Source organism: Pseudomonas sp. VS40 (genome assembly GCF_018587885.1).
GTDB classification, from domain to species: domain Bacteria; phylum Pseudomonadota; class Gammaproteobacteria; order Pseudomonadales; family Pseudomonadaceae; genus Aquipseudomonas; species Aquipseudomonas pergaminensis.
Genome location: NZ_JAGYWD010000001.1, coordinates 117,141 through 136,250, shown reverse-complemented (window position 1 = coordinate 136,250; position 19,110 = coordinate 117,141). Strand labels below are relative to the sequence as shown.

Annotated in this window: 15 protein-coding genes; 7 read left to right on the top strand and 8 right to left on the bottom strand. The window is 61.5% G+C overall.

What is annotated here, in order from left to right:
- Window positions 1–76 precede the first annotated feature (76 nt).
- Both sulA and lexA read right to left on the bottom strand, forming a co-directional pair.
- Window positions 77–550 carry an SOS-induced cell division inhibitor SulA gene (gene sulA, locus KHP07_RS00595; protein ID WP_012722849.1) on the bottom strand — a complete coding sequence of 158 codons (474 nt, stop codon included), beginning with the start codon at window positions 548–550 and terminating at the stop codon, window positions 77–79.
- 10 nt (window positions 551–560) lie between these two features.
- Window positions 561–1,169, bottom strand: a complete 609-nt coding sequence (gene lexA / locus KHP07_RS00590; RefSeq protein ID WP_003172575.1) for a transcriptional repressor LexA — start codon at window positions 1,167–1,169, stop codon at window positions 561–563.
- 263 nt (window positions 1,170–1,432) lie between these two features.
- On the opposite strand from lexA, the gene KHP07_RS00585 reads away from it, so the two are divergent.
- Together KHP07_RS00585 and nagZ are read left to right on the top strand one after the other, a co-directional pair.
- Window positions 1,433–2,140: a TetR/AcrR family transcriptional regulator gene (locus KHP07_RS00585; protein ID WP_025856990.1), complete on the top strand. Its 708-nt coding sequence runs from the start codon at window positions 1,433–1,435 to the stop codon at window positions 2,138–2,140.
- A 136-nt stretch (window positions 2,141–2,276) separates the two neighbouring features.
- Window positions 2,277–3,287 (top strand): beta-N-acetylhexosaminidase, encoded by a 1,011-nt coding sequence (gene nagZ / locus KHP07_RS00580; protein WP_214496423.1) that lies wholly within the window; start codon window positions 2,277–2,279, stop codon window positions 3,285–3,287.
- Between the two features lie 111 nt (window positions 3,288–3,398).
- Here nagZ and KHP07_RS00575 read toward each other — a convergent pair whose 3' ends face one another.
- Genes KHP07_RS00575 through mfd form a run of 3 tightly spaced genes read right to left on the bottom strand, consistent with a single transcriptional unit; the run spans window position 3,399 to window position 10,129 of the window.
- Window positions 3,399–6,092 carry a DEAD/DEAH box helicase gene (locus KHP07_RS00575; protein ID WP_100491280.1) on the bottom strand — a complete coding sequence of 898 codons (2,694 nt, stop codon included), beginning with the start codon at window positions 6,090–6,092 and terminating at the stop codon, window positions 3,399–3,401.
- Window positions 6,093–6,101: 9 nt separating this feature from the next.
- Window positions 6,102–6,668, bottom strand: a complete 567-nt coding sequence (locus KHP07_RS00570; protein ID WP_100491279.1) for a CsiV family protein — start codon at window positions 6,666–6,668, stop codon at window positions 6,102–6,104.
- Between the two features lie 11 nt (window positions 6,669–6,679).
- Window positions 6,680–10,129 carry a transcription-repair coupling factor gene (gene mfd, locus KHP07_RS00565; protein ID WP_078047433.1) on the bottom strand — a complete coding sequence of 1,150 codons (3,450 nt, stop codon included), beginning with the start codon at window positions 10,127–10,129 and terminating at the stop codon, window positions 6,680–6,682.
- 340 nt (window positions 10,130–10,469) lie between these two features.
- Here mfd and KHP07_RS00560 point away from each other — a divergent pair, with 340 nt between their 5' ends.
- Entirely contained in the window at window positions 10,470–11,933 is a 1,464-nt protein-coding gene (locus tag KHP07_RS00560; RefSeq protein WP_214496422.1) for a glyceraldehyde-3-phosphate dehydrogenase, read from the top strand.
- A 173-nt stretch (window positions 11,934–12,106) separates the two neighbouring features.
- On the opposite strand, the gene KHP07_RS00555 is transcribed toward KHP07_RS00560, so the two are convergent.
- Window positions 12,107–12,640, bottom strand: a complete 534-nt coding sequence (locus KHP07_RS00555) for a chalcone isomerase family protein (protein ID WP_078047435.1) — start codon at window positions 12,638–12,640, stop codon at window positions 12,107–12,109.
- Window positions 12,641–12,874: 234 nt separating this feature from the next.
- Here KHP07_RS00555 and sthA point away from each other — a divergent pair, with 234 nt between their 5' ends.
- The gene (gene sthA / locus KHP07_RS00550; RefSeq protein WP_078047436.1) at window positions 12,875–14,269 is read left to right on the top strand and encodes a Si-specific NAD(P)(+) transhydrogenase; all 1,395 of its coding nucleotides are present in this window, start codon (window positions 12,875–12,877) and stop codon (window positions 14,267–14,269) included.
- 42 nt (window positions 14,270–14,311) lie between these two features.
- On the opposite strand, the gene KHP07_RS00545 is transcribed toward sthA, so the two are convergent.
- Together KHP07_RS00545 and KHP07_RS00540 are read right to left on the bottom strand one after the other, a co-directional pair.
- Entirely contained in the window at window positions 14,312–15,034 is a 723-nt protein-coding gene (locus KHP07_RS00545) for a glycerophosphodiester phosphodiesterase (protein ID WP_025856983.1), read from the bottom strand.
- A gap of 46 nt (window positions 15,035–15,080) precedes the next feature.
- Window positions 15,081–15,665, bottom strand: a complete 585-nt coding sequence (locus tag KHP07_RS00540; RefSeq protein ID WP_078047437.1) for a PilZ domain-containing protein — start codon at window positions 15,663–15,665, stop codon at window positions 15,081–15,083.
- 94 nt (window positions 15,666–15,759) lie between these two features.
- Between KHP07_RS00540 and KHP07_RS00535 the strand changes: the two genes are divergently transcribed.
- The 3 genes from KHP07_RS00535 to KHP07_RS00525 all read left to right on the top strand — a co-directional run bounded on the left by KHP07_RS00535 (window position 15,760) and on the right by KHP07_RS00525 (window position 19,008).
- Window positions 15,760–17,010, top strand: coding sequence for a lipoprotein-releasing ABC transporter permease subunit (locus KHP07_RS00535; protein WP_078047438.1), 1,251 nt, complete (start codon window positions 15,760–15,762; stop codon window positions 17,008–17,010).
- 7 nt (window positions 17,011–17,017) lie between these two features.
- Window positions 17,018–17,701, top strand: a complete 684-nt coding sequence (gene lolD, locus KHP07_RS00530) for a lipoprotein-releasing ABC transporter ATP-binding protein LolD (RefSeq protein WP_177409467.1) — start codon at window positions 17,018–17,020, stop codon at window positions 17,699–17,701.
- A 62-nt stretch (window positions 17,702–17,763) separates the two neighbouring features.
- Entirely contained in the window at window positions 17,764–19,008 is a 1,245-nt protein-coding gene (locus tag KHP07_RS00525; RefSeq protein ID WP_214496421.1) for a lipoprotein-releasing ABC transporter permease subunit, read from the top strand.
- Window positions 19,009–19,110: the final 102 nt, after the last annotated feature.

The following is a 19,110-nucleotide window of genomic DNA, read 5'->3' as shown; positions in this document are numbered from 1 at the left end:
GTTTCGCAGCCCAGCGCGGGGCAAGCCCGCTCACCACAGAAGCCTGCATGTCACAGGACTTCGGCCGATCAGGCACTCAACCCAATCGAATATTCAAGCTCTGAGCATCGCCCGTACGCGCGGCGCTGATCAGCTGTTGCTTGGCCGCAGCGTTCAGCGGATTCAACCAGCTCACCACGGTATGGCTACGGCCCAGGCGCAGGGCTTCGCAGGTCAACTGCTGGGCACTTTGCGCACCGCGTGGTTGCAGCAGCAGGATACGCTCACGGTTGAGGCCGGCGTCCCGCAGCCAGGCCTGGGTCAGGCTGGCGGGTGGGGCGATCAGCGTCAGCCAGCGGGCGTCCTGCTCTTCGCTCAATTCGCGAAGGATCGGCGCCAGCAGGCTCAGGCAGCTCCCAGCTGCACCGCGCAACGACAATTCACTGAACGCCTCAGGCTCGGCGCTCCAGGGCGCTTCGATCGTTTCCTTGAGAATGGGCGCAAGAGGTTGGGCCATGAAGGCCTCGAACAGCGACAGTTGTGTGTGTTGTGGGGTGTGCACGAGCTGCATGATGCCTCCTTTAGCGGCGAATGACGCCGACGCTCAAGCCTTCGATCACCAGGTCCTGATCTTTCAGGTTCACTTCAATCGGGGCGAACTCAGGGTTCTCGGCCAGGAGCCAGACCTTGCTGCCTTCGCGCTTGAAGCGTTTGACGGTGACTTCGTCGCCGATACGGGCAACGACGATCTGGCCATTACGGGCTTCGCGGGTGGTGTGGACGGCCAGCAGGTCGCCATCGAAGATGCCCACGTCCTTCATGCTCATGCCATGGACCCGCAACAGGTAGTCGGCGCGAGGGTGGAAGAAGGTGGGGTTGATGTTGCAGGACTCCTCGACATGCTGCTGCGCCAGTATCGGCGCACCGGCAGCGACACGGCCGATGATCGGCAGGGTCGATTCGTCGGCCTTGGCTTCGAAGCCAGGGATGCGAATACCGCGAGAAGCACCGGGGGTCATCTCGATCGCGCCTTTGCGAGCGAGGGCCTTGAGGTGTTCCTCGGCGGCGTTGGGGGACTTGAACCCCAGTTCCAGCGCAATTTCCGCTCGCGTCGGCGGGTAGCCGTTGTCATCGAGGCAGCGCTTGATAAAAGCCAGAATCTCAGCTTGGCGTGGCGTCAGTTTTAGCATGTTGATCGCTCTGTCTTTTTATACAGTGACTGGGATTATATACAGTGAACTGCGCTTGGCAATCATCCTTTTCCATGACTCCGCTGGACGGTCATCGGACGCGCTTCCTACAACGTAGAGATAGCGCTGCCTACAGACCGCTGGTGATGTGATTAAATAGCGATGAAATACATGACTGCCCAGCCGGAAAGCGGACCCGCAGGCTTGACAAGACACAACCTGAAACGTATGTTTCAAACAAGTGTTTGTCAGGCGGAGTAGCCATGGCCCAGTCGGAAACCGTTGAACGCATTCTCGATGCTGCCGAGCAGTTGTTCGCGGAAAAAGGATTTGCTGAAACTTCATTGCGGCTGATCACCAGCAAGGCTGGGGTCAACCTGGCTGCCGTGAACTACCATTTCGGCTCGAAGAAAGCCCTGATCCAGGCGGTGTTCTCGCGCTTCCTGGGGCCCTTCTGCGCCAGCCTTGACCGTGAGCTCGAGCGTCGCCAGGCCAAGGCCGACCACAAGCCGACACTGGAAGACCTGCTGGAAATCCTCGTCGAACAAGCCTTGGTGGTTCAGCCCCGCAGCGGCAACGACCTGTCGATCTTCATGCGCCTGCTAGGCCTGGCGTTCAGCCAGAGCCAGGGTCACCTGCGGCGTTACCTGGAAGACATGTACGGCAAGGTATTTCGTCGCTACATGTTGCTGGTCAACGAGGCCGCCCCGCGTATTCCGCCTATCGAACTGTTCTGGCGTGTGCACTTCATGCTTGGTGCCGCCGCGTTCAGCATGTCCGGGATCAAGGCGTTGCGGGCCATTGCCGAAACCGATTTCGGCGTGAACACCTCCATTGAGCAGGTCATGCGCCTGATGGTGCCGTTCCTGGCGGCTGGCATGCGTGCCGAGACCGGCGTGACTGACCCGGCCATGGCCGCAGCCCAATTGCGCCCGCGCAGCAAATCCGCGCCAGCCCCCGCCAAGGTTTGACCGACCCGGGTGTGCGCAGCCGCTTGCATCCGCTAAGCTAGCGGCCCATGCCGAATTCAGCTATTTACTCACAACCCGTTGTGCTCACTGTGCCTGGTGAGGGCAACGGGTTGTGTGCGTTCTATAAGGAAGTTTTATGACTGCTGCCCTGCAAGGCTCTTTGATGGTCGACGTTGCCGGTACCTGGCTGACGGCCGAGGATCGCCACCTGCTGCGCCAGCCTGAAGTGGGTGGCCTGATCATTTTCGCGCGCAATATCGAGCATCCGCGCCAAGTGCGGGAGTTGAGCGCGGCGATTCGTGCCGTGCGCCCGGACCTGCTGTTGGCCGTCGACCAGGAAGGCGGTCGCGTGCAGCGCCTGCGCCAGGGCTTTGTACGTCTGCCGGCCATGCGTGCGCTGGCGGATAACCCCAACGCGCAATTCCTGGCCGAGCAGTGCGGCTGGATCATGGCCACTGAAGTGCTGGCCGTGGGCCTGGACCTGAGCTTCGCCCCGGTACTCGATCTGGACTATCAACGCAGCGCCGTAGTCGGCACCCGCGCCTTCGAAGGCGACCCCGAGCGTGCTGCCGTGCTGGCGGGCGCATTCATCCGTGGCATGAACAGCGCCGGCATGGCCGCCACCGGTAAACACTTCCCGGGCCATGGTTGGGCCGAGGCCGATTCCCACGTCGCGATTCCCAATGACGAACGCAGCCTGGAAGAGATTCGTGCCAACGACCTGGTGCCTTTCGCACGCTTGAGCCGGCAACTGGCCGCCGTCATGCCCGCCCATGTCATCTACCCGCAAGTCGACGCCCAGCCTGCCGGCTTCTCGCGCCGCTGGTTGCAGGACATCCTGCGCGGTGAGTTGCAGTTCGATGGGGTGATTTTCAGTGATGACCTGTCCATGGCGGGTGCACATGTGGTCGGTGATGCAGCCAGCCGGATTGAAGCGGCGCTGACGGCCGGTTGCGATATGGGGCTGGTGTGCAACGATCGTGCGGCGGCTGAGTTGGCGTTGAGTGCGGCACAGCGGATGAAGGTCGCACCGTCGGCGCGCATTGCGCGGATGCGTGGGCAGGCAATGTCTTCGACGGACTACAAGCAGGATCCGCGTTGGCTGGCGGCGCTGACGACGTTGCGGGATGCTCAACTGATTGACTGAACACCGCGGCGCGGCCTTCGCGAGCAAGCCCGCTCCCACATTCGACCGAGTTCCAGCTTTGGAATGCAGTCAAATGTGGGAGCGGGCTTGCTCGCGAAGGCGGTCTGGCAGTCAGCGCTTTTCTTGCTTATTCGGCAGCGGCGCAAACAACGCCTCGATGTCCTCATTGCCCAACTGCCAATCTCCCGTCGTCCGCCCATCCAGCACACCCGCCGCCAGGTCGGATTTTTCCTTTTGCAGGTGCTGGATTTTCTCCTCCACCGTGCCTCGGGCAATCATCTTGTAGACGAACACCGGCTTCTCTTGCCCGATGCGATACGCACGGTCGGTGGCCTGGTTTTCCGTGGCCGGGTTCCACCATGGGTCGTAGTGGATCACCGTGTCGGCTTCCGTCAGGTTCAAGCCCACACCGCCGGCCTTCAGGCTGATCAGAAAAATCTGCAGCTTGCCGCTCTGGAAGTCCTTTACCGGCGTGCGCCGATCGCGGGTCTGGCCGGTCAGCAGCGCGTAGGCAATTCCGCGTTTTTTAAGCTCGACTTCGATCAGGCTCAACATCGAGGTGAACTGCGAAAACAACAGGATCCGCCGTCCTTCTTCAAACAGCTCTTCAAGCATTTCCATCAGGCTGTCGAGTTTGCCCGAGCTGCTGCCACGGGCGGGCAGGGTGGCTTCGTTGACCAGGCGTAAGTCGCAGCACACCTGACGCAGTTTCAGCAGCGCCTCAAGAATGATGATCTGGCTGCGTGCGACACCCTTGCGGGTGATCTCGTCGCGCACTTTCTTGTCCATGGCCAGGCGCATGGTTTCGTATACGTCGCGCTGGGCTTCATTGAGGTCGACCCAGTGAATAATCTCGGTCTTGGGCGGCAATTCCGTGGCGACCTGTTCCTTGGTGCGGCGCAGTAGGAAAGGTTTGATCCGACCGTTGAGGTGCTGCAAACGCACGTCACTGGCGCGTTTTTCGATGGGCACGCGGTAATCGCGGTTGAAGCTTTTCACGTCACCCAGCCAGCCCGGCAGCAGGAAATGAAACAACGACCACAGCTCACCCAAGTGGTTTTCCAGTGGCGTGCCACTCAGGCACAGGCGCTGCCGTGCATTCAGCTCGCGCGCCGCCTGGGCCGCTTTGCTGGACGGGTTCTTGATGTACTGGGCCTCATCGAGGATCAGCACATGCAGGGGCACGGCCGCGAGGTGTTCGATGTCCTTGGGCAGCAGCGCGTAGGTGGTCAGCAGCAGGTCGTAGTCGTTCAGGTTGGCAAAGTGTTTCTTACGCGCCGCGCCATACAGGGCCAACACCTTGAGTTGCGGGGTGAAGTGCGCCGCCTCATCGAGCCAGTTGGGAATCAGACTGGTGGGCATCACCACCATGCACGGGCGGTCCAGGCGTCCGGCGGCTTTCTCCGTAAGAATATGCGCCAGGGTTTGCAGGGTTTTACCCAAGCCCATGTCATCCGCGAGAATCCCGCCGACATCAAGCTGGCGCAGTGACTGCATCCAGCTCAAGCCTTCCAGCTGGTACGGGCGCAAAGTTGCGTTCAGCCCCTCGGGCGCCACGCAGGTGAAGTCCTTGATATCCCGCAGGCGCTGGGCAAAGTTGCGAATCTTCTCGCCGCCTTCCCATTGCAGCGGCAGGTCTTCGAGTGGGTTCAACCGAATTGCATCGGCCTTGGCCAGGCGCAGCGTGGTGGTGCCGGCGTCCTGCAGGTAGAACTCGCCGAGGGTAGCCAGCACCGGTTTGAGGCGGCCGTAGGGCAGGGCGACTTGCAGCGGACCATGGCCGCCGTTCGGCAGGCCGGGGATGTTCACCAGGATCAGTTCATCATCGCGCCGACGTGCGAGTTTTTCCGGGTTGAGGATCTCAGTGTGGGAGCGCATCAGGTTTAGCAGGATCGGCAACAGGCTCAGCCGCTCACCGTTGACGATAATGCCCAGCTCCAGGTCGAACCAGTCGCGCTCCGGGCCTTCATCGACGGTGGCGTACCAGTCATCGACGGCGCTCAGGTCGAAGCCGAAATCCTCATCGATCTGCAGCTCCCAGCCCTCGGCCCTCAACGTCGGCGAGGCATTGAGGGTGAAGTTCAGCCAGGCACTGTCATTGACCATCTCGAACAACTCGCCAGCACTTTCCGGCAGCGCCTTGCTCTGGCGCGTGGCGATCTTGAAACCCAACAGGCGCAGTTGTTCTCGGTACGGCTGCTCAAGCTCCGGATGGCGCTTGATGCGCAGGCTTTGGGTGTCCTGGCGCACTATGATGTCGGCGTTTTTCTGCCCGCTGACATAGTTGCCCAGGTAGTTGAACGATAACGCCGCGCGGTGCTGGATGTAGCGCTGCATCTTGCCGTTGCGTGGCTCAAATGCACTGAACTCGACACTGGCGAGCCACAGGCGTGGCACGGGCACCACGTCCTCCATGACCACCTGCGGCAACGCCACGCGGTTTTCCAGTACGGCCTGGAGTTTTTCCAGCAGCTCGGCATCCTGTGCGGCGGCTGGGTAAGCCAGGGTTTCCTGGACCTTGAGCAGCACCGCCGCGATGTGTTTACAGTTGGTGTGCACCGGGCAGGTACAGCGGCTGTCCACCAGGATCAGCGTGCCCTTGGCCGACTCGCGCAGCGAGATGGTCTGCCGGTAGACGTTGCCGCCCGAGCCTTCGCAACTGGCGACGATGGTGCTGTCGCCGGACTCGACGATGCGCACGCGGTTCTCCAGGGCATAACGTCGCCCGCGCTCCAGGCTTTGCTCTTTGAAGCGATTGGCCCACGAAGGGGCCAGGGGTTTGGTCAGCGACGACGTCAGGGGCATGGCGCTGGATCAGTCCTGAATGTCGGGCGGCGGTGCGCTGGGGGGCTTGGCGGTCAGCGAGGTGATCTTGATCAGCAGCGCCAGGTGGCCGCCGTCCAGGTAGTTGAGCTGGTTGTTCTTGGTGCGCACGTCGGTCTGGCTCAAGTGCTCGCTGGCGATCACGCTGCCATTGGCGTCGAACTGGTTGATCCAGAAGTTTGCATCAATGTCGGTAAAGCGCCCCAATTGCAGGCTCAACACGCCCTCGATGGGAAACTGACCGAACTGCTCCTGGCCGTCGGTGATGGCGACTTTGACCGGTTGCTCGCCGAGGTTTTGCTCCCAGGCCTTGTGCGCCAGCACGGTGTAGCTGGAGTCGGCTCGCAGCTTGTCGACGATATTGCTCAGGCGCGGCGGGCTCAACTTGTCGCCCAGGCGCACTGCGCCGGCATCCCAGTTTTCCGGGGCGGGGCGGCTGTTGATCACCGGCTCCGCATTCTGGCGCACCAGGATCATTTCAACCTGGTACGGGCTGTCGGCGAACGCCGCAGGTGCCGCTACCACCAACAACAGGCTCAAAATGCGGAACAGGCGCATTGGGGCGTCCTTCAAGCAGATTTCGGGATGAGGCGCTCGAACAACGCCTCCAATGTATTAAAGCGTTCTTCGGCACGTTCCATCGGCACCATGAACTTGAACAGCGTAGCCCCTTCGAACTTGTAGCGGTTGGGCTGGCCCTGGATCAGCTTGATCAGCACCAATGGGTCCACCGGTGTCTGTGCTTCGAACTCGATGCGCCCACCTTGCGGCCCGGCGTCGACCTTCTTGATGCCCAACTGCTCGGCCTGCAATTTGAGCAGGGTCAGACGCACCAGGTTCTTGGTCGGTTCCGGCAGCAGGCCGAAGCGGTCGATCATCTCCACCTGCAGGTCCTTGAGGCCTTCCTCATCGGTGGCCGAGGCGATGCGTTTGTACAGGATCAGTCGCGCATGCACGTCGGGCAGGTAATCCTCGGGAATCAACGCGGGCAAGCGCAGATTGATTTCTGGCCCGCCGCCCAGCGGTTGATCGAGGTTCGGCTGCTCGCCTTTGCGGATGGCTTTCACCGCGCGCTCAAGCATCTCCATATACAGCGTGAAACCCACCGCCTGGATCTGCCCGCTCTGGCCGTCGCCCAGCAGCTCGCCGGCACCACGGATTTCCAGGTCGTTGGTGGCCAATACAAAACCGGCGCCCAGGTCCTGGGTGTTGGCGATGGCTTCCAGGCGCTTTTCCGCGTCGGAGGTGATCTGCTGGCGCGGCGGCGTCAGCAGGTAGGCATAAGCTTGGTGGTGACTGCGCCCGACCCGGCCGCGCAACTGGTGCAGCTGCGCCAGGCCGAACTTGTCGGCGCGCTCGATGATGATGGTGTTGGCGCTCGGCACGTCGATGCCGGTCTCGATAATGGTCGAGGCAATCAGCACGTTGAAGCGCTTGTGGTAGAAGTCGCTCATCACCTGTTCGAGTTCGCGCTCGCGCATCTGCCCATGGCCGATGGCGATACGCGCTTCCGGCACCAGTTCGGCGAGGTCGGCGGCGCATTTCTCGATGGTCTTCACGTCGTTGTGCAGGTAATACACCTGGCCGCCGCGCAGCAATTCGCGCAGCAGTGCTTCCTTGACCGTGCTTTTGTTCTGCTCCATCACAAACGTGCGCACCGACAAACGGCGTGCCGGCGGCGTGGCGATGATCGACAGGTCGCGCATGCCCGACACCGCCATGTTCAGCGTGCGCGGAATCGGCGTGGCGGTGAGGGTGAGGATGTCGACTTCGCTGCGCAGGGCCTTGAGCTGTTCTTTCTGGCGCACACCAAAGCGGTGTTCTTCGTCGATGATCACCAAGCCCAGGTTCTTGATCTTCACATCGTCCGACAGCAGCTTGTGGGTGCCGATGACGATATCGATCTTGCCTTCGGCCAAATCGGCGATGGCGGCATTCACTTCCTTGGCCGATTTGAAGCGGCTCATGACTTCCACGGTCACTGGCCAGTCGGCAAAGCGGTCGCGGAAGCTGTTGTAGTGCTGCTGGGCGAGCAGGGTAGTAGGCACCAGGATCGCGACTTGCTTGCCGCCGTGCACCGCAATAAAGGCGGCGCGCATCGCCACTTCGGTCTTGCCGAAGCCCACGTCGCCGCACACCAGGCGGTCCATGGGCTTGGGCGCGAGCATGTCGGCGCGTACCGCTTCGATGGTGGTTTGCTGGTCCGGGGTTTCTTCGAAGGCGAAGCCGGCGCTGAAGGTGGCGTAGTCGGCTTTCGGGTCGGCGAAGGCGTAACCCTCACGGGCGGCGCGACGTGCATAGATGTCGAGCAATTCGGCGGCGACGTCGCGCACCTGCTCGGCGGCTTTGCGCTTGGCTTTCTGCCAGGTCTCGGAACCCAGGCGGTGCAACGGCGCCAGGGCGTCGTCGCTGCCGGTGTAGCGCGCGATCAGGTGCAGGCTGGCCACTGGCACGTAGAGCTTGGCGCCCTCGGCGTATTCCATGGTGAGGAATTCGGCGGCCTGGTTGTCGATCTCCAGGGTCTGCAGGCCCAGGTAGCGGCCGACGCCGTGATCGATGTGCACCACCGGCGCGCCTTCACGCAGCTCGGTGAGGTTCTTGATCACGGCATCGTTGTTGGCGTCGGCGCGTTTTTCGCGGCGGCGACGTTGCATCACGCGCTGGCCGAACAGCGGGCTCTCGGCGATCAGCGCCAGGGCCGGATCATCCAGCAACAGGCCTTCATCGAGCGGCGCGATGGTGATTGCCAGGCGCTCTTTGCTCTTGACGAAATCCGGCCAGCTGTCGACGGTTTTCGGTCGCAGCTTCAGGCGCTCCAGCAGCTCCAGCAACACCTCGCGACGGCCGGCAGACTCGGCGGTAAACAGCACGCGGCCTGGGAAGTCGCCGAGGAAGTTGGACAGCGCTTCCAGCGGTTGCGTGGCTTTGGCCTGGATCGCCAGGTCGGGCAGTGTGCCCGCGGGGAAGCGTTCGCGGCCGACACCGGTGTCGACATCCTGCTGGCTGGCGACCACGCGCGGCCAGTTTTTCAGGCGTGCGAAGCAGTCTTCCACCGGCAGGAACAGTTCGGCGGGCGGCAATAGAGGACGGGATGGGTCGACGCGGCGTTCTTCATAACGGTTACGCACGTCGTTCCAGAAGTTCTCCGCCGCTTGCTCGATACCCGGCAGCGAGAACACTTGGGTGTCCTGGGGCAGGTAATCAAACAGAGTGGAGGTCTCGTCGAAGAACAACGGCAGGTAGTACTCGATACCGGCGGGAGTAATCCCGCTGCTCAGGTCCTGGAAGATCGGGCAGCGGCGGAAGTCCACGTCGAAGCGTTCACGGAAGCGCGCCTTGAAGCGGGTGACCGCGTCTTTTTGCAGCGGGAATTCCCGCGCAGGCAGCAGCTTGACCGAGTCCACCTTGTCGATGGAACGCTGGTTTTCCGGATCGAAGGTGCGCAGCGTCTCGATTTCGTCATCGAACAGATCGATGCGGTAGGGCAACTTGCTGCCCATCGGGAACAGGTCGATCAGCGCACCGCGCACGGCAAACTCGCCGTGCTCGTACACGGTGTCGACGCAACGGTAGCCACTGGCTTCCAGGCGCGTGCGCATCTGCTCCACATCGAGCTTCTGGCCGATATCCAGCACCAGGCTGCTGCCCAGCAGGAACTTGGTCGGCGCCAGGCGATGCAGGGCCGTGGTGATCGGCACCACCAGCACGCCGTGGGCCAGTTCCGGCAAGCGGTACAGGCTGGCGATGCGCTGGGAGATGATGTCCTGGTGCGGCGAGAACAGGTCGTAGGGCAGGGTTTCCCAATCGGGGAAATGCAGCACCGGCAAATCGGGGGCGAAGAAGCTCAGCTCCTGCTCCAACCGTTCGGCGCTTTGGCTGTCGGCGGTGAGCAGCAGGGTAAAGCGCTTGGCTGCGCTGGCAGCCTCGGCGATGGCCAGGCTCAGGGCGGCACCGGGCAGGTTGCCCCAGTGCTGTTTACCTGCCGCGGCAGGGAGAAGCGGTAGACGCAGAACGGGCACGGAAGGTTGAGCTCCAAGCGTTGCGACAAAGTCGGTAATTGTAACGGCCCAAGGTGCCGCCTGTCAGTTTCTGACTGAGCCTATTACGGTTTGTATGAAATGTAGTGGCTAAGACAAACAATGGCGTGTTTTGACTCAATATGTAGTGCCCAAATGCGCGATTGTTTAGGAGGGTTACGGACAAGTCGACAGCCTTCCCCAACGAGTGGCCTTCTGGAACCCGCGTATTTACTGGGCTGTAGCGGGGCGGTATTTTTTGGCAAGGGGTTTTTGTTGTAGGACGCGCATTGCTCCGAGGGCGGTCGGGCGGCATAATGTAGCCCCTTTTTTCAGCCCCTACATGTGGAAGGTTCCCGTGACTCAGAAGCCCGACCAGTGTCTTGGTGAATGGATCGACCGTGAAGCACTCGCAGAAGCGATGATCCCGCTTATCGGTCAGCTGTACCGCAATAACAATGTGGTGAGCTCGATCTATGGCCGCAGCCTGATCAACCAGTCCGTCATCGCGATTCTCAAAGCCCACCGCTTTGCACGCCATCGCTCTGCCGACGACAGCGAACTCTCCGTCCACGAAACATTCCCACTGCTCAAGGCCATGAGCGAGCTCAAGCTCGGCGCGGCGTCGGTAGACCTGGGCAAACTGGCCTACAAATTCCGCAAGGAAGGCGCCGGCCGTACCGCCGAGCAGTTCGTGCGTGAAGAAATGGCCGATGTGGTTGGCCAGCAAAACGCCGCCGCCCGCAAAGGCACAGACGTGGTGCTGTACGGCTTCGGTCGTATCGGCCGCCTGCTGGCACGCATCCTGATCGAAAAAACCGGTGGCGGCGACGGCCTGCGCCTGCGTGCCATCGTGGTGCGCAAAGGCGCCGAGAACGACCTGACCAAGCGTGCCAGCCTGCTGCGCCGCGATTCGGTACACGGTCCGTTCAACGGCACCATCGTCATCGACGAAGAAAACAACACCATCACCGCCAACGGTAACCTGATCCAGGTGATCTACGCGAAGAGCCCGTCCGAGGTGGATTACACCCAATACGGCATCAAGGACGCCCTGCTGGTGGACAACACCGGCGTATGGCGTGACGCCGAAGGCCTGGGCCAGCACTTGGCCTGCCCAGGTGTTGATCGCGTTGTCCTCACCGCGCCTGGCAAGGGCAAGCTGAAGAACATCGTTCACGGCATCAACCACACTGAAATCACCGCCGACGACAAGATCGTGTCCGCCGCTTCCTGCACCACCAACGCCATCGTGCCGGTGCTGAAGGCAGTAAATGACAAGTTCGGTATCGTCAACGGCCACGTCGAGACCGTTCACTCGTACACCAACGACCAGAACCTGATCGACAACTTCCACAAGGGCGATCGCCGTGGTCGTAGCGCCGCGTTGAACATGGTGATCACCGAGACCGGTGCTGCCACCGCTGCTGCCAAGGCCCTGCCTGAGCTGGCCGGCAAGCTGACCGGTAACGCGATCCGTGTTCCGACACCAAACGTGTCGATGGCCATCCTCAACCTGAACCTTGAGAAAGCCGCCACCCGTGAAGAGATGAACGAGTACCTGCGCTACATGGCGCTGCACTCCGATCTGCACAAGCAAATCGACTTCGTCAATTCTCAGGAAGTGGTTTCCACCGACTTCGTTGGCTCGCGCCACGCCGGTGTGGTGGACGCCGAAGCGACCATTACCCAGGACAACCGCGTTGTGCTGTACGTCTGGTACGACAACGAGTTCGGCTACAGCTGCCAGGTGGTTCGCGTGATGGAAGACATGGCCGGGGTCAACCCGCCTGCGTTTCCGCGCTAAGCATTAGCGTTGAATGAGAAGGCCCCGACTGGTTCGGGGCTTTTTTATGGTTGTGAGAAGCCTCTTCGCGAGAAAGCCCGCTTCCACATTCGACCGGGTGTCTTCAGGGCGCGCGCGGTTAAATGTGGGAGCGGGCTTGCTCGCGAAGGCGGTCGTTCAGCCAGCGCAAATCTTCAATTGAGCAACTGGGTACGCAAGCGTTCGGACAGCCCATTGGGCGCCAGCCAGAGGCTCAGGTAGGTCCTGGCAAGCTCATCGTCACGACTGCTGAACACCACCTGCCCATTGATCTCCAGGTTCAAACCACGTCCCGGATGAAAATCCAGGGCATACCGATCGCCGCTGCGGATATCACGAAAACTGGCGTGCAGTTTGTCTATCTCGGGCTTCAACCGGGCGCTGGCCTGCTGGCGCTGCAGCGTGGCAGTGGCGGCTTTGATCACATCATTGCGGTCGATGTCGCGGAAGTAGTACAGCGTCAGGCGCAGCGCTTTTTGTTGCGCCCAAGCCTGCTTGGCGCTCAGGTCGGACGGGGCGTACAGCGCCGCCGCGTAGACATCCGCCCAGAGGTAGGTGAGCACCGCCTGGTTTTTCAGGGTCAGTTGCTGTGACTGCGCCGGGAAATCGGCTTGTTTCAGACGGTCCGCCTCATTGGCGTGCACTGTGATCGACAGCATCAGCAATAAACAGAAAGCGACATGTCGCATAATGGCCAGTCCTGCAAAGGGGCTTGCTGGCAGTGTAATTGCAATTTCCTGATGGTGTAGTAAAGGCAAGACTGGCCTACGACGCGACCAAGGGTTAATGTTCGCGGCGTTGAGCCTTATATAGACTGTGCCCCGGTTCACACACTTGAGCCAAATTGTCCTTCATGACCGCTGGCCGCGGCATGATTTAGCCCGGCGTCCAACCGTACGCCTGGCCTGTTCTGAGGAGTACGCATGGCTGTCTACAACTACGACGTGGTGGTACTGGGTTCCGGCCCGGCTGGAGAAGGTGCGGCGATGAACGCCGCGAAAGCAGGGCGCAAGGTGGCGATGGTCGATAGCCGTCGCCAGGTCGGCGGTAACTGCACCCACCTGGGCACCATCCCGTCCAAGGCTTTGCGTCACTCGGTGCGCCAGATCATGCAGTTCAACACCAACCCGATGTTCCGGGCCATTGGTGAGCCGCGCTGGTTCTCGTTCCCGGACGTGCTCAAAAGCGCCGAGAAAGTCATCTCCAAGCAAGTCGCCTCGCGCACTGGCTACTACGCCCGTAACCGCGTCGACCTGTTCTTCGGCACCGGCAGCTTCGCCGACGAGCAAACCGTCGAAGTGGTCTGCGCCAATGGCGTGGTCGAGAAGCTGGTGGCCAAGCACATCATCATCGCCACCGGTTCGCGCCCGTATCGCCCGGCGGATATCGATTTCCACCACCCGCGTATCTACGATAGCGACACCATCCTGAGCCTGGGCCACACCCCGCGCAAACTGATCATCTACGGCGCCGGTGTGATCGGCTGTGAATACGCCTCGATCTTCAGTGGCCTGGGTGTACTGGTAGAACTGGTGGACAACCGCGACCAGCTGCTGAGCTTCCTCGACTCGGAAATCTCCCAGGCGTTGAGCTACCACTTCAGCAACAACAACATCACCGTGCGCCACAACGAAGAGTACGAGCGGGTCGAAGGCCTGGACAACGGTGTGATCCTGCACCTCAAGTCCGGCAAGAAGATCAAGGCCGACGCCTTGCTGTGGTGCAACGGCCGTACCGGCAACACCGACAAGCTGGGCATGGAAAACATCGGGGTCAAGGTCAACAGCCGTGGCCAGATCGAGGTGGACGAGAACTACCGCACCTGCGTGACCAACATCTACGGTGCCGGTGACGTGATCGGCTGGCCGAGCTTGGCCAGTGCCGCTCATGACCAGGGCCGTTCAGCCGCTGGCAGCATTGTCGACAATGGCAGCTGGCGCTACGTGAACGACGTGCCGACCGGGATCTACACCATTCCCGAGATCAGCTCGATCGGCAAGAACGAACACGAACTGACCAAGGCCAAGGTGCCTTACGAAGTGGGCAAGGCATTCTTCAAGAGCATGGCGCGTGCGCAGATCGCCGGTGAGCCGCAAGGCATGCTGAAGATCCTGTTCCACCGTGAAACCCTGGAAGTCCTCGGCGTGCATTGCTTCGGCTACCAGGCGTCGGAGATCGTGCACATCGGCCAGGCGATCATGAGCCAGCCGGGTGAGCTCAATACCCTCAAGTACTTCGTCAACACCACGTTCAACTACCCGACCATGGCAGAAGCCTATCGGGTAGCGGCCTACGACGGCCTCAACCGGCTTTTTTGAGCGGCTCCGGCCGGTGGCCTGAGCCGGCCGGGGAGACCGATTTCAGTAATTCCCGAGAGTGGCAGTGGCCAAACCGGGAAAGTCTGTAATCAGGCTATCTACGCCGAAGTCGGCGAGCCTGCGCATCAGCGCGGGTTCGTTGACTGTCCACACGGACACGTGCAAGCCCTGGCGCTGGGCTTTTTCCAGTCGCTCAGGGGTGCACAACGTCCAGTTCAACGCCAGAATCTCACAGCCATAGTTCTGCGCGACTTTCAGCGGGTCGAGCCAGGCGTATTCGGCGACCAGCCCGCGTGACAAGTCGGGTGTGAGCTCAACCGCTGCTTTCAATACTTCCCGCGAACTTGAGGTGACGGTGACTTTGTCCATCAGGCCAAAGCGCACGGCCATTTCGCGGATCGCCAGCACGGTGGTGGCGGCCCGGGTGCGCGAAGCGCTTTTGACTTCCAACTGCCAGTGATCGAAATCGCACGTTTCGAACAGCTCCTCCAGGCGCGGGATCGGGCACGGCTTGACCCAGCCCGGGCCGCCTTTGCGCGCGTCCATCTTCACCAGGTCGGCCGCCGAGTACTCGACGACTTTGCCGCGTCGGTCGGCGGTGCGCTTGAGGGTCGGGTCGTGGATGACCATCAGCTCGCCGTCCATGGACAGGTGCAAATCCAGTTCGCAGCGGCGTACGCCGTGCTTGAGGCACTCCTGGAAGCTGGTCAGGGTGTTTTCCGGTGCTTCGCCTTTGGCACCGCGGTGGCCGTAGATCAGGGTCACAGTTGCTCCTTTATGCCAGGTCGTCCGGCAGGGTGAATTCGAGAGTTCAGGTGTCTTGGGCGTCGCTCTGTTCCCGCGCCAGGCGCCGTTCCTGGGCCTGTTTCTGCAGGATGTAGCGCGCCAGCAGTTGGCGTTGGGCGTCGGTCATGGATTCGAATTCGGTGCCGACGTCAAAGCCGCCGCCCTTGGGGTCGCAATGGGTGACCCGCGCGCGCAGCAGCAGGCCGAGTGCCTGGGGCATCAGCACCAGCTTGACCGCCAGGTGGGCACCGGCCGGCAGGGGTGTTGGGTGTTGGAAATCGATGCCGCCTTCGGAAATGATCACCGGCTGCGGTGCGCCGACCTCATCCAACAGGCCGCGCGCCATGATCTGGCTGAGCAGGTCCAGGCGTTTGTTCTGCACCCGCAGGAAGGCGGCGAGGGTGCGGTCCTTCTCACTGAGCTGGCGCAGCAGGTGCTGGGCTTCGAATTCGCTCAGGTGCAGTTCGCTGAGCAGATTGAACAGCGGTGAATCATCCAGCAACACTTCCTTGCTCGCTGCTTCGGGGGCAGACAGGCTTTTGATTTGGAGTGCGATCATGTCGTCGATACGGTAGTATTCGCGGCGCTCTTCTTCATCTAATGTCGACATGGCGAACCCCAGGTAACGGTAATGGTCTGAGTGTAAAGCTGCTTACCAGACCCCGCCACCAGGACGTCTTCTTTTCCTCCGAACAAGCCCCGACATGTTCAGACCTCTCTTCGTATTTATCGGCACGCGTTATACCCGTGCAAAGCGCCGCAATCATTTTGTGTCGTTCATTTCCCTCACCTCGATGATCGGGCTCGCCTTGGGCGTGGTCGTGATGATCGTGGTGCTGTCGGTGATGAATGGCTTCGATCATGAGATGCGCACCCGCGTGCTGGGCATGGTGCCCCACGCGACCATCGAGGGCGATGCGCCCATCAGTGACTGGCAAAGCCTGGCCGACAAGGTCAAGCAGAACCCCAAGGTGCTGGCGGTTGCGCCTTTTACCCAGATGCAGGGGTTGCTGACCAATGACGGCAAGGTGCAGAAGATCCTGCTCAATGCCATCGACCCGGCCCAGGAGCGCAACGTCTCGATCATCGACAAGTTCATGCTGCAAGGCAAACTTGACGACCTGGCGCCCGGCAGTTTCGGCATCATCATCGGTGACAAGGCCGCGGCCAAGCTCGGCGTGGGCCTCGGCGACAAGCTGACCTTCGTCGCGCCGGAAGTCACCGTGACCCCGGCCGGCATGTTCCCGCGCATGAAGCGCTTCACCGTGGTGGGCACCTTCCACGTGGGCGCCGGCGAGATCGACGGCTACCTCGGCCTGACCAACCTCACCGACCTGGCCCGCCTGCATCGCTGGCAGCCGGACCAGGTGCAGGGGCTGCGCCTGAAGTTCAACGACCTGTTCGACGCGCCGCGCGGCGCCTGGGAAATCGCCCAGCACTTGGGCGAGTCCCAGTACTACGCCCGCGACTGGACCCGTACCCACGGCAACCTCTACCAGGCCATCCGCATGGAAAAAGCCATGATTGGCCTGCTGTTGCTGCTGATCGTCGCCGTGGCCGCCTTCAACATCATCTCCACGCTGGTGATGGTGGTGAACGACAAGAAGGGCGATATCGCCATCCTGCGTACCCTCGGCGCCACGCCGGGGCAGATCATGGCGATCTTCATGGTGCAGGGTACCGTGATCGGCGTAGTCGGCACCTTGATCGGCACGGCCGTGGGCATTCTGGCCGCGCTGAACGTCAGTGCCGCCATCGCCGGCCTCGAAACCCTGATCGGCCACAAGTTTCTCAACGCCGACGTCTACTTCATCGACTACTTGCCGTCCCAGGTTCAGGCCCAGGACGTGTTGATGGTAGGCGGCGCTGCGTTGGTCCTGAGTTTCCTTGCCACCCTGTATCCAGCCTGGCGCGCGGCACGTACCCAGCCAGCACAGGCCTTACGTTATGAGTGAATCGGGCATGAGTGAAAAAGCAATCCTGAGCTGCCGCAACCTGGGCAAATCCTACGAGGAAGGCCCGGAATCGGTGGTGGTGTTGTCCAACCTGCAGCTTGAACTGCATCCGGGCGAGCGCGTGGCGATCGTCGGCAGTTCCGGCTCCGGCAAAAGTACCTTGCTGAACCTGTTGGGCGGCCTTGATACCCCGTCCCAGGGCAGCGTGTGGCTGGCCGGTGAAGAACTGTCGGCCTTGGGTGAAAAGGCCCGTGGCCAACTGCGCAACCGTTCGCTGGGCTTTGTGTACCAGTTTCACCATCTGTTGCCAGAGTTCACCGCCCTGGAGAACGTGTGCATGCCGCTGTTGATCGGCAAGACCGCGATCCCGGAAGCCCGCCAGCGTGCCCAGGCCCTGTTGGAGCGCGTTGGCCTCGGCCATCGCCTGCAGCACAAGCCGGCGGAACTGTCCGGCGGCGAGCGCCAGCGTGTGGCGATTGCCCGTGCCCTGGTGAACAACCCAGGGCTGGTGATGCTCGACGAGCCCACCGGCAACCTCGACTCCCACACCGCCCAGGGCATCAAGGACTTGATGCTGGAACTGAGCACCCAGATGCGCACCGCGTTCCTGGTGGTGACCCATGACATGAGCATGGCCCGCCAGATGGACCGCGTGTTGCACCTGCAGGAAGGTCATCTGGTCGCCATCTGACCCGTTTCAAGCCCGGTGCTTCAAGCGCCGGGTTTTTTCATTTTTTCAGGCGGTGCACGCGAATGTTCAGACCGTTATCGATTTTTATCGGCACGCGCTATACCCGCGCCAAGCGCCGCAACCGTTTTGTCTCGTTTATCTCGATGACTTCGATGATCGGCCTCGCCCTGGGCGTGTTGGCGATGATCGTGGTGTTGTCGGTGATGAATGGCTTCCAGCGCGAAATGAGCTCGCGCATTCTTGGCATGGTGCCGCACGCGACCATCGTCGGCGTGAACCCGATTGACGATTGGCAGCCGGTGGCTGCTGCCGCGATGAAGAATCCGGAAGTGACTGCCGCCGTACCTTTCACGCAGATGGACGGCATGTTCTCCTACAAGGGCGCCATGCAGCCGATTGAGATCAGCGGCATCGACCCGGCGCAGGAAGGCAAGGTGTCGATCGTGGCCCAGCACATCGTGCGCGGCAAACTGGATGACTTGAAGGCCGGCGAGTTCGGCGTGGTGGTCGGCGAAATCACGGCCCGGCGTTTCCGCCTGAATGTGGGCGACAAGCTGACCCTGATCGTGCCGGAAATCAGCACGGCGCCGGGTGGCATCACCCCGCGCATGCAGCGCTTGAACGTGGTCGGCATCTTCAAGGTCGGCGCCGAGCTGGATGGCTCCATGGCCATGATCCACATGGCCGACGCCGCAGAGATCCAGCATTGGCAACCGAACCAGGTGCAAAGCGTGCGCCTGGCGGTGAAAGACCTGTACGCGGCGCCCAAGGTCTCGGCGGACATTGCCGCCAGCCTGGGCGCGGGCTACAAGCCTGATGACTGGACCCACACCCAGGGCAGCCTGTTCAGCGCGATGAAGATGGAAAAGACCATGATCGGCCTGCTGTTGCTGATGATCGTCGCCGTGGCCGCGTTCAACATCATCGCGACCTTGATCATGGTGGTGAACGATAAGGGTGCGGACATCGCGATCCTGCGCACCATCGGCGCCACACCACGGCAGATCATGGCGATTTTCATGGTGCAGGGCACGGTGATTGGTGTCGTTGGCACCTTGATCGGCGGCATCCTGGGCGTGATTGCGGCGCTGAACGTGAGTGAGCTTGTGGGCTGGGTCGAGCGCGTCACCGGGCAACATATCTTCAGTTCGGATGTGTATTTTGTCAGCAACCTGCCTTCGGAACTGCAGGGTGGGGATGTGCTGCTGATCTGCACGGCCGGGTTTGTGTTGAGCTTTCTGGCGACGATTTACCCGGCGTATCGGGCGGCGAAGATTGAGCCGGCGCATGCCCTGAGATATTCGTAGACTTCAACACCGCTTTCGCGAGCAAGCCCGCTCCCACATTTGAATGTATTCACAAATCAAAATGTGGGAGCGGGCTTGCTCGCGAAGAGGCCGGCCCGCCTT

Excerpts from the sequence above, each read along its gene's own strand:
- KHP07_RS00585 (WP_025856990.1), top strand. The coding sequence starts at position 1,433 with ATGGCCCAGTCGGAAACCGTTGAACGCATTCTCGATGCTGCCGAGCAG.
- KHP07_RS00540 (WP_078047437.1), bottom strand. The coding sequence starts at position 15,665 with ATGTCGACATTAGATGAAGAAGAGCGCCGCGAATACTACCGTATCGAC.
- KHP07_RS00570 (WP_100491279.1), bottom strand. The coding sequence starts at position 6,668 with ATGCGCCTGTTCCGCATTTTGAGCCTGTTGTTGGTGGTAGCGGCACCT.
- lolD (WP_177409467.1), top strand. The coding sequence starts at position 17,018 with ATGAGTGAAAAAGCAATCCTGAGCTGCCGCAACCTGGGCAAATCCTAC.
- sulA (WP_012722849.1), bottom strand. The coding sequence starts at position 550 with ATGCAGCTCGTGCACACCCCACAACACACACAACTGTCGCTGTTCGAG.
- KHP07_RS00560 (WP_214496422.1), top strand. The coding sequence starts at position 10,470 with ATGTGGAAGGTTCCCGTGACTCAGAAGCCCGACCAGTGTCTTGGTGAA.
- KHP07_RS00575 (WP_100491280.1), bottom strand. The coding sequence starts at position 6,092 with ATGCCCCTGACGTCGTCGCTGACCAAACCCCTGGCCCCTTCGTGGGCC.
- nagZ (WP_214496423.1), top strand. The coding sequence starts at position 2,277 with ATGACTGCTGCCCTGCAAGGCTCTTTGATGGTCGACGTTGCCGGTACC.
- sthA (WP_078047436.1), top strand. The coding sequence starts at position 12,875 with ATGGCTGTCTACAACTACGACGTGGTGGTACTGGGTTCCGGCCCGGCT.
- KHP07_RS00535 (WP_078047438.1), top strand. The coding sequence starts at position 15,760 with ATGTTCAGACCTCTCTTCGTATTTATCGGCACGCGTTATACCCGTGCA.
- KHP07_RS00555 (WP_078047435.1), bottom strand. The coding sequence starts at position 12,640 with ATGCGACATGTCGCTTTCTGTTTATTGCTGATGCTGTCGATCACAGTG.
- lexA (WP_003172575.1), bottom strand. The coding sequence starts at position 1,169 with ATGCTAAAACTGACGCCACGCCAAGCTGAGATTCTGGCTTTTATCAAG.
- KHP07_RS00525 (WP_214496421.1), top strand. The coding sequence starts at position 17,764 with ATGTTCAGACCGTTATCGATTTTTATCGGCACGCGCTATACCCGCGCC.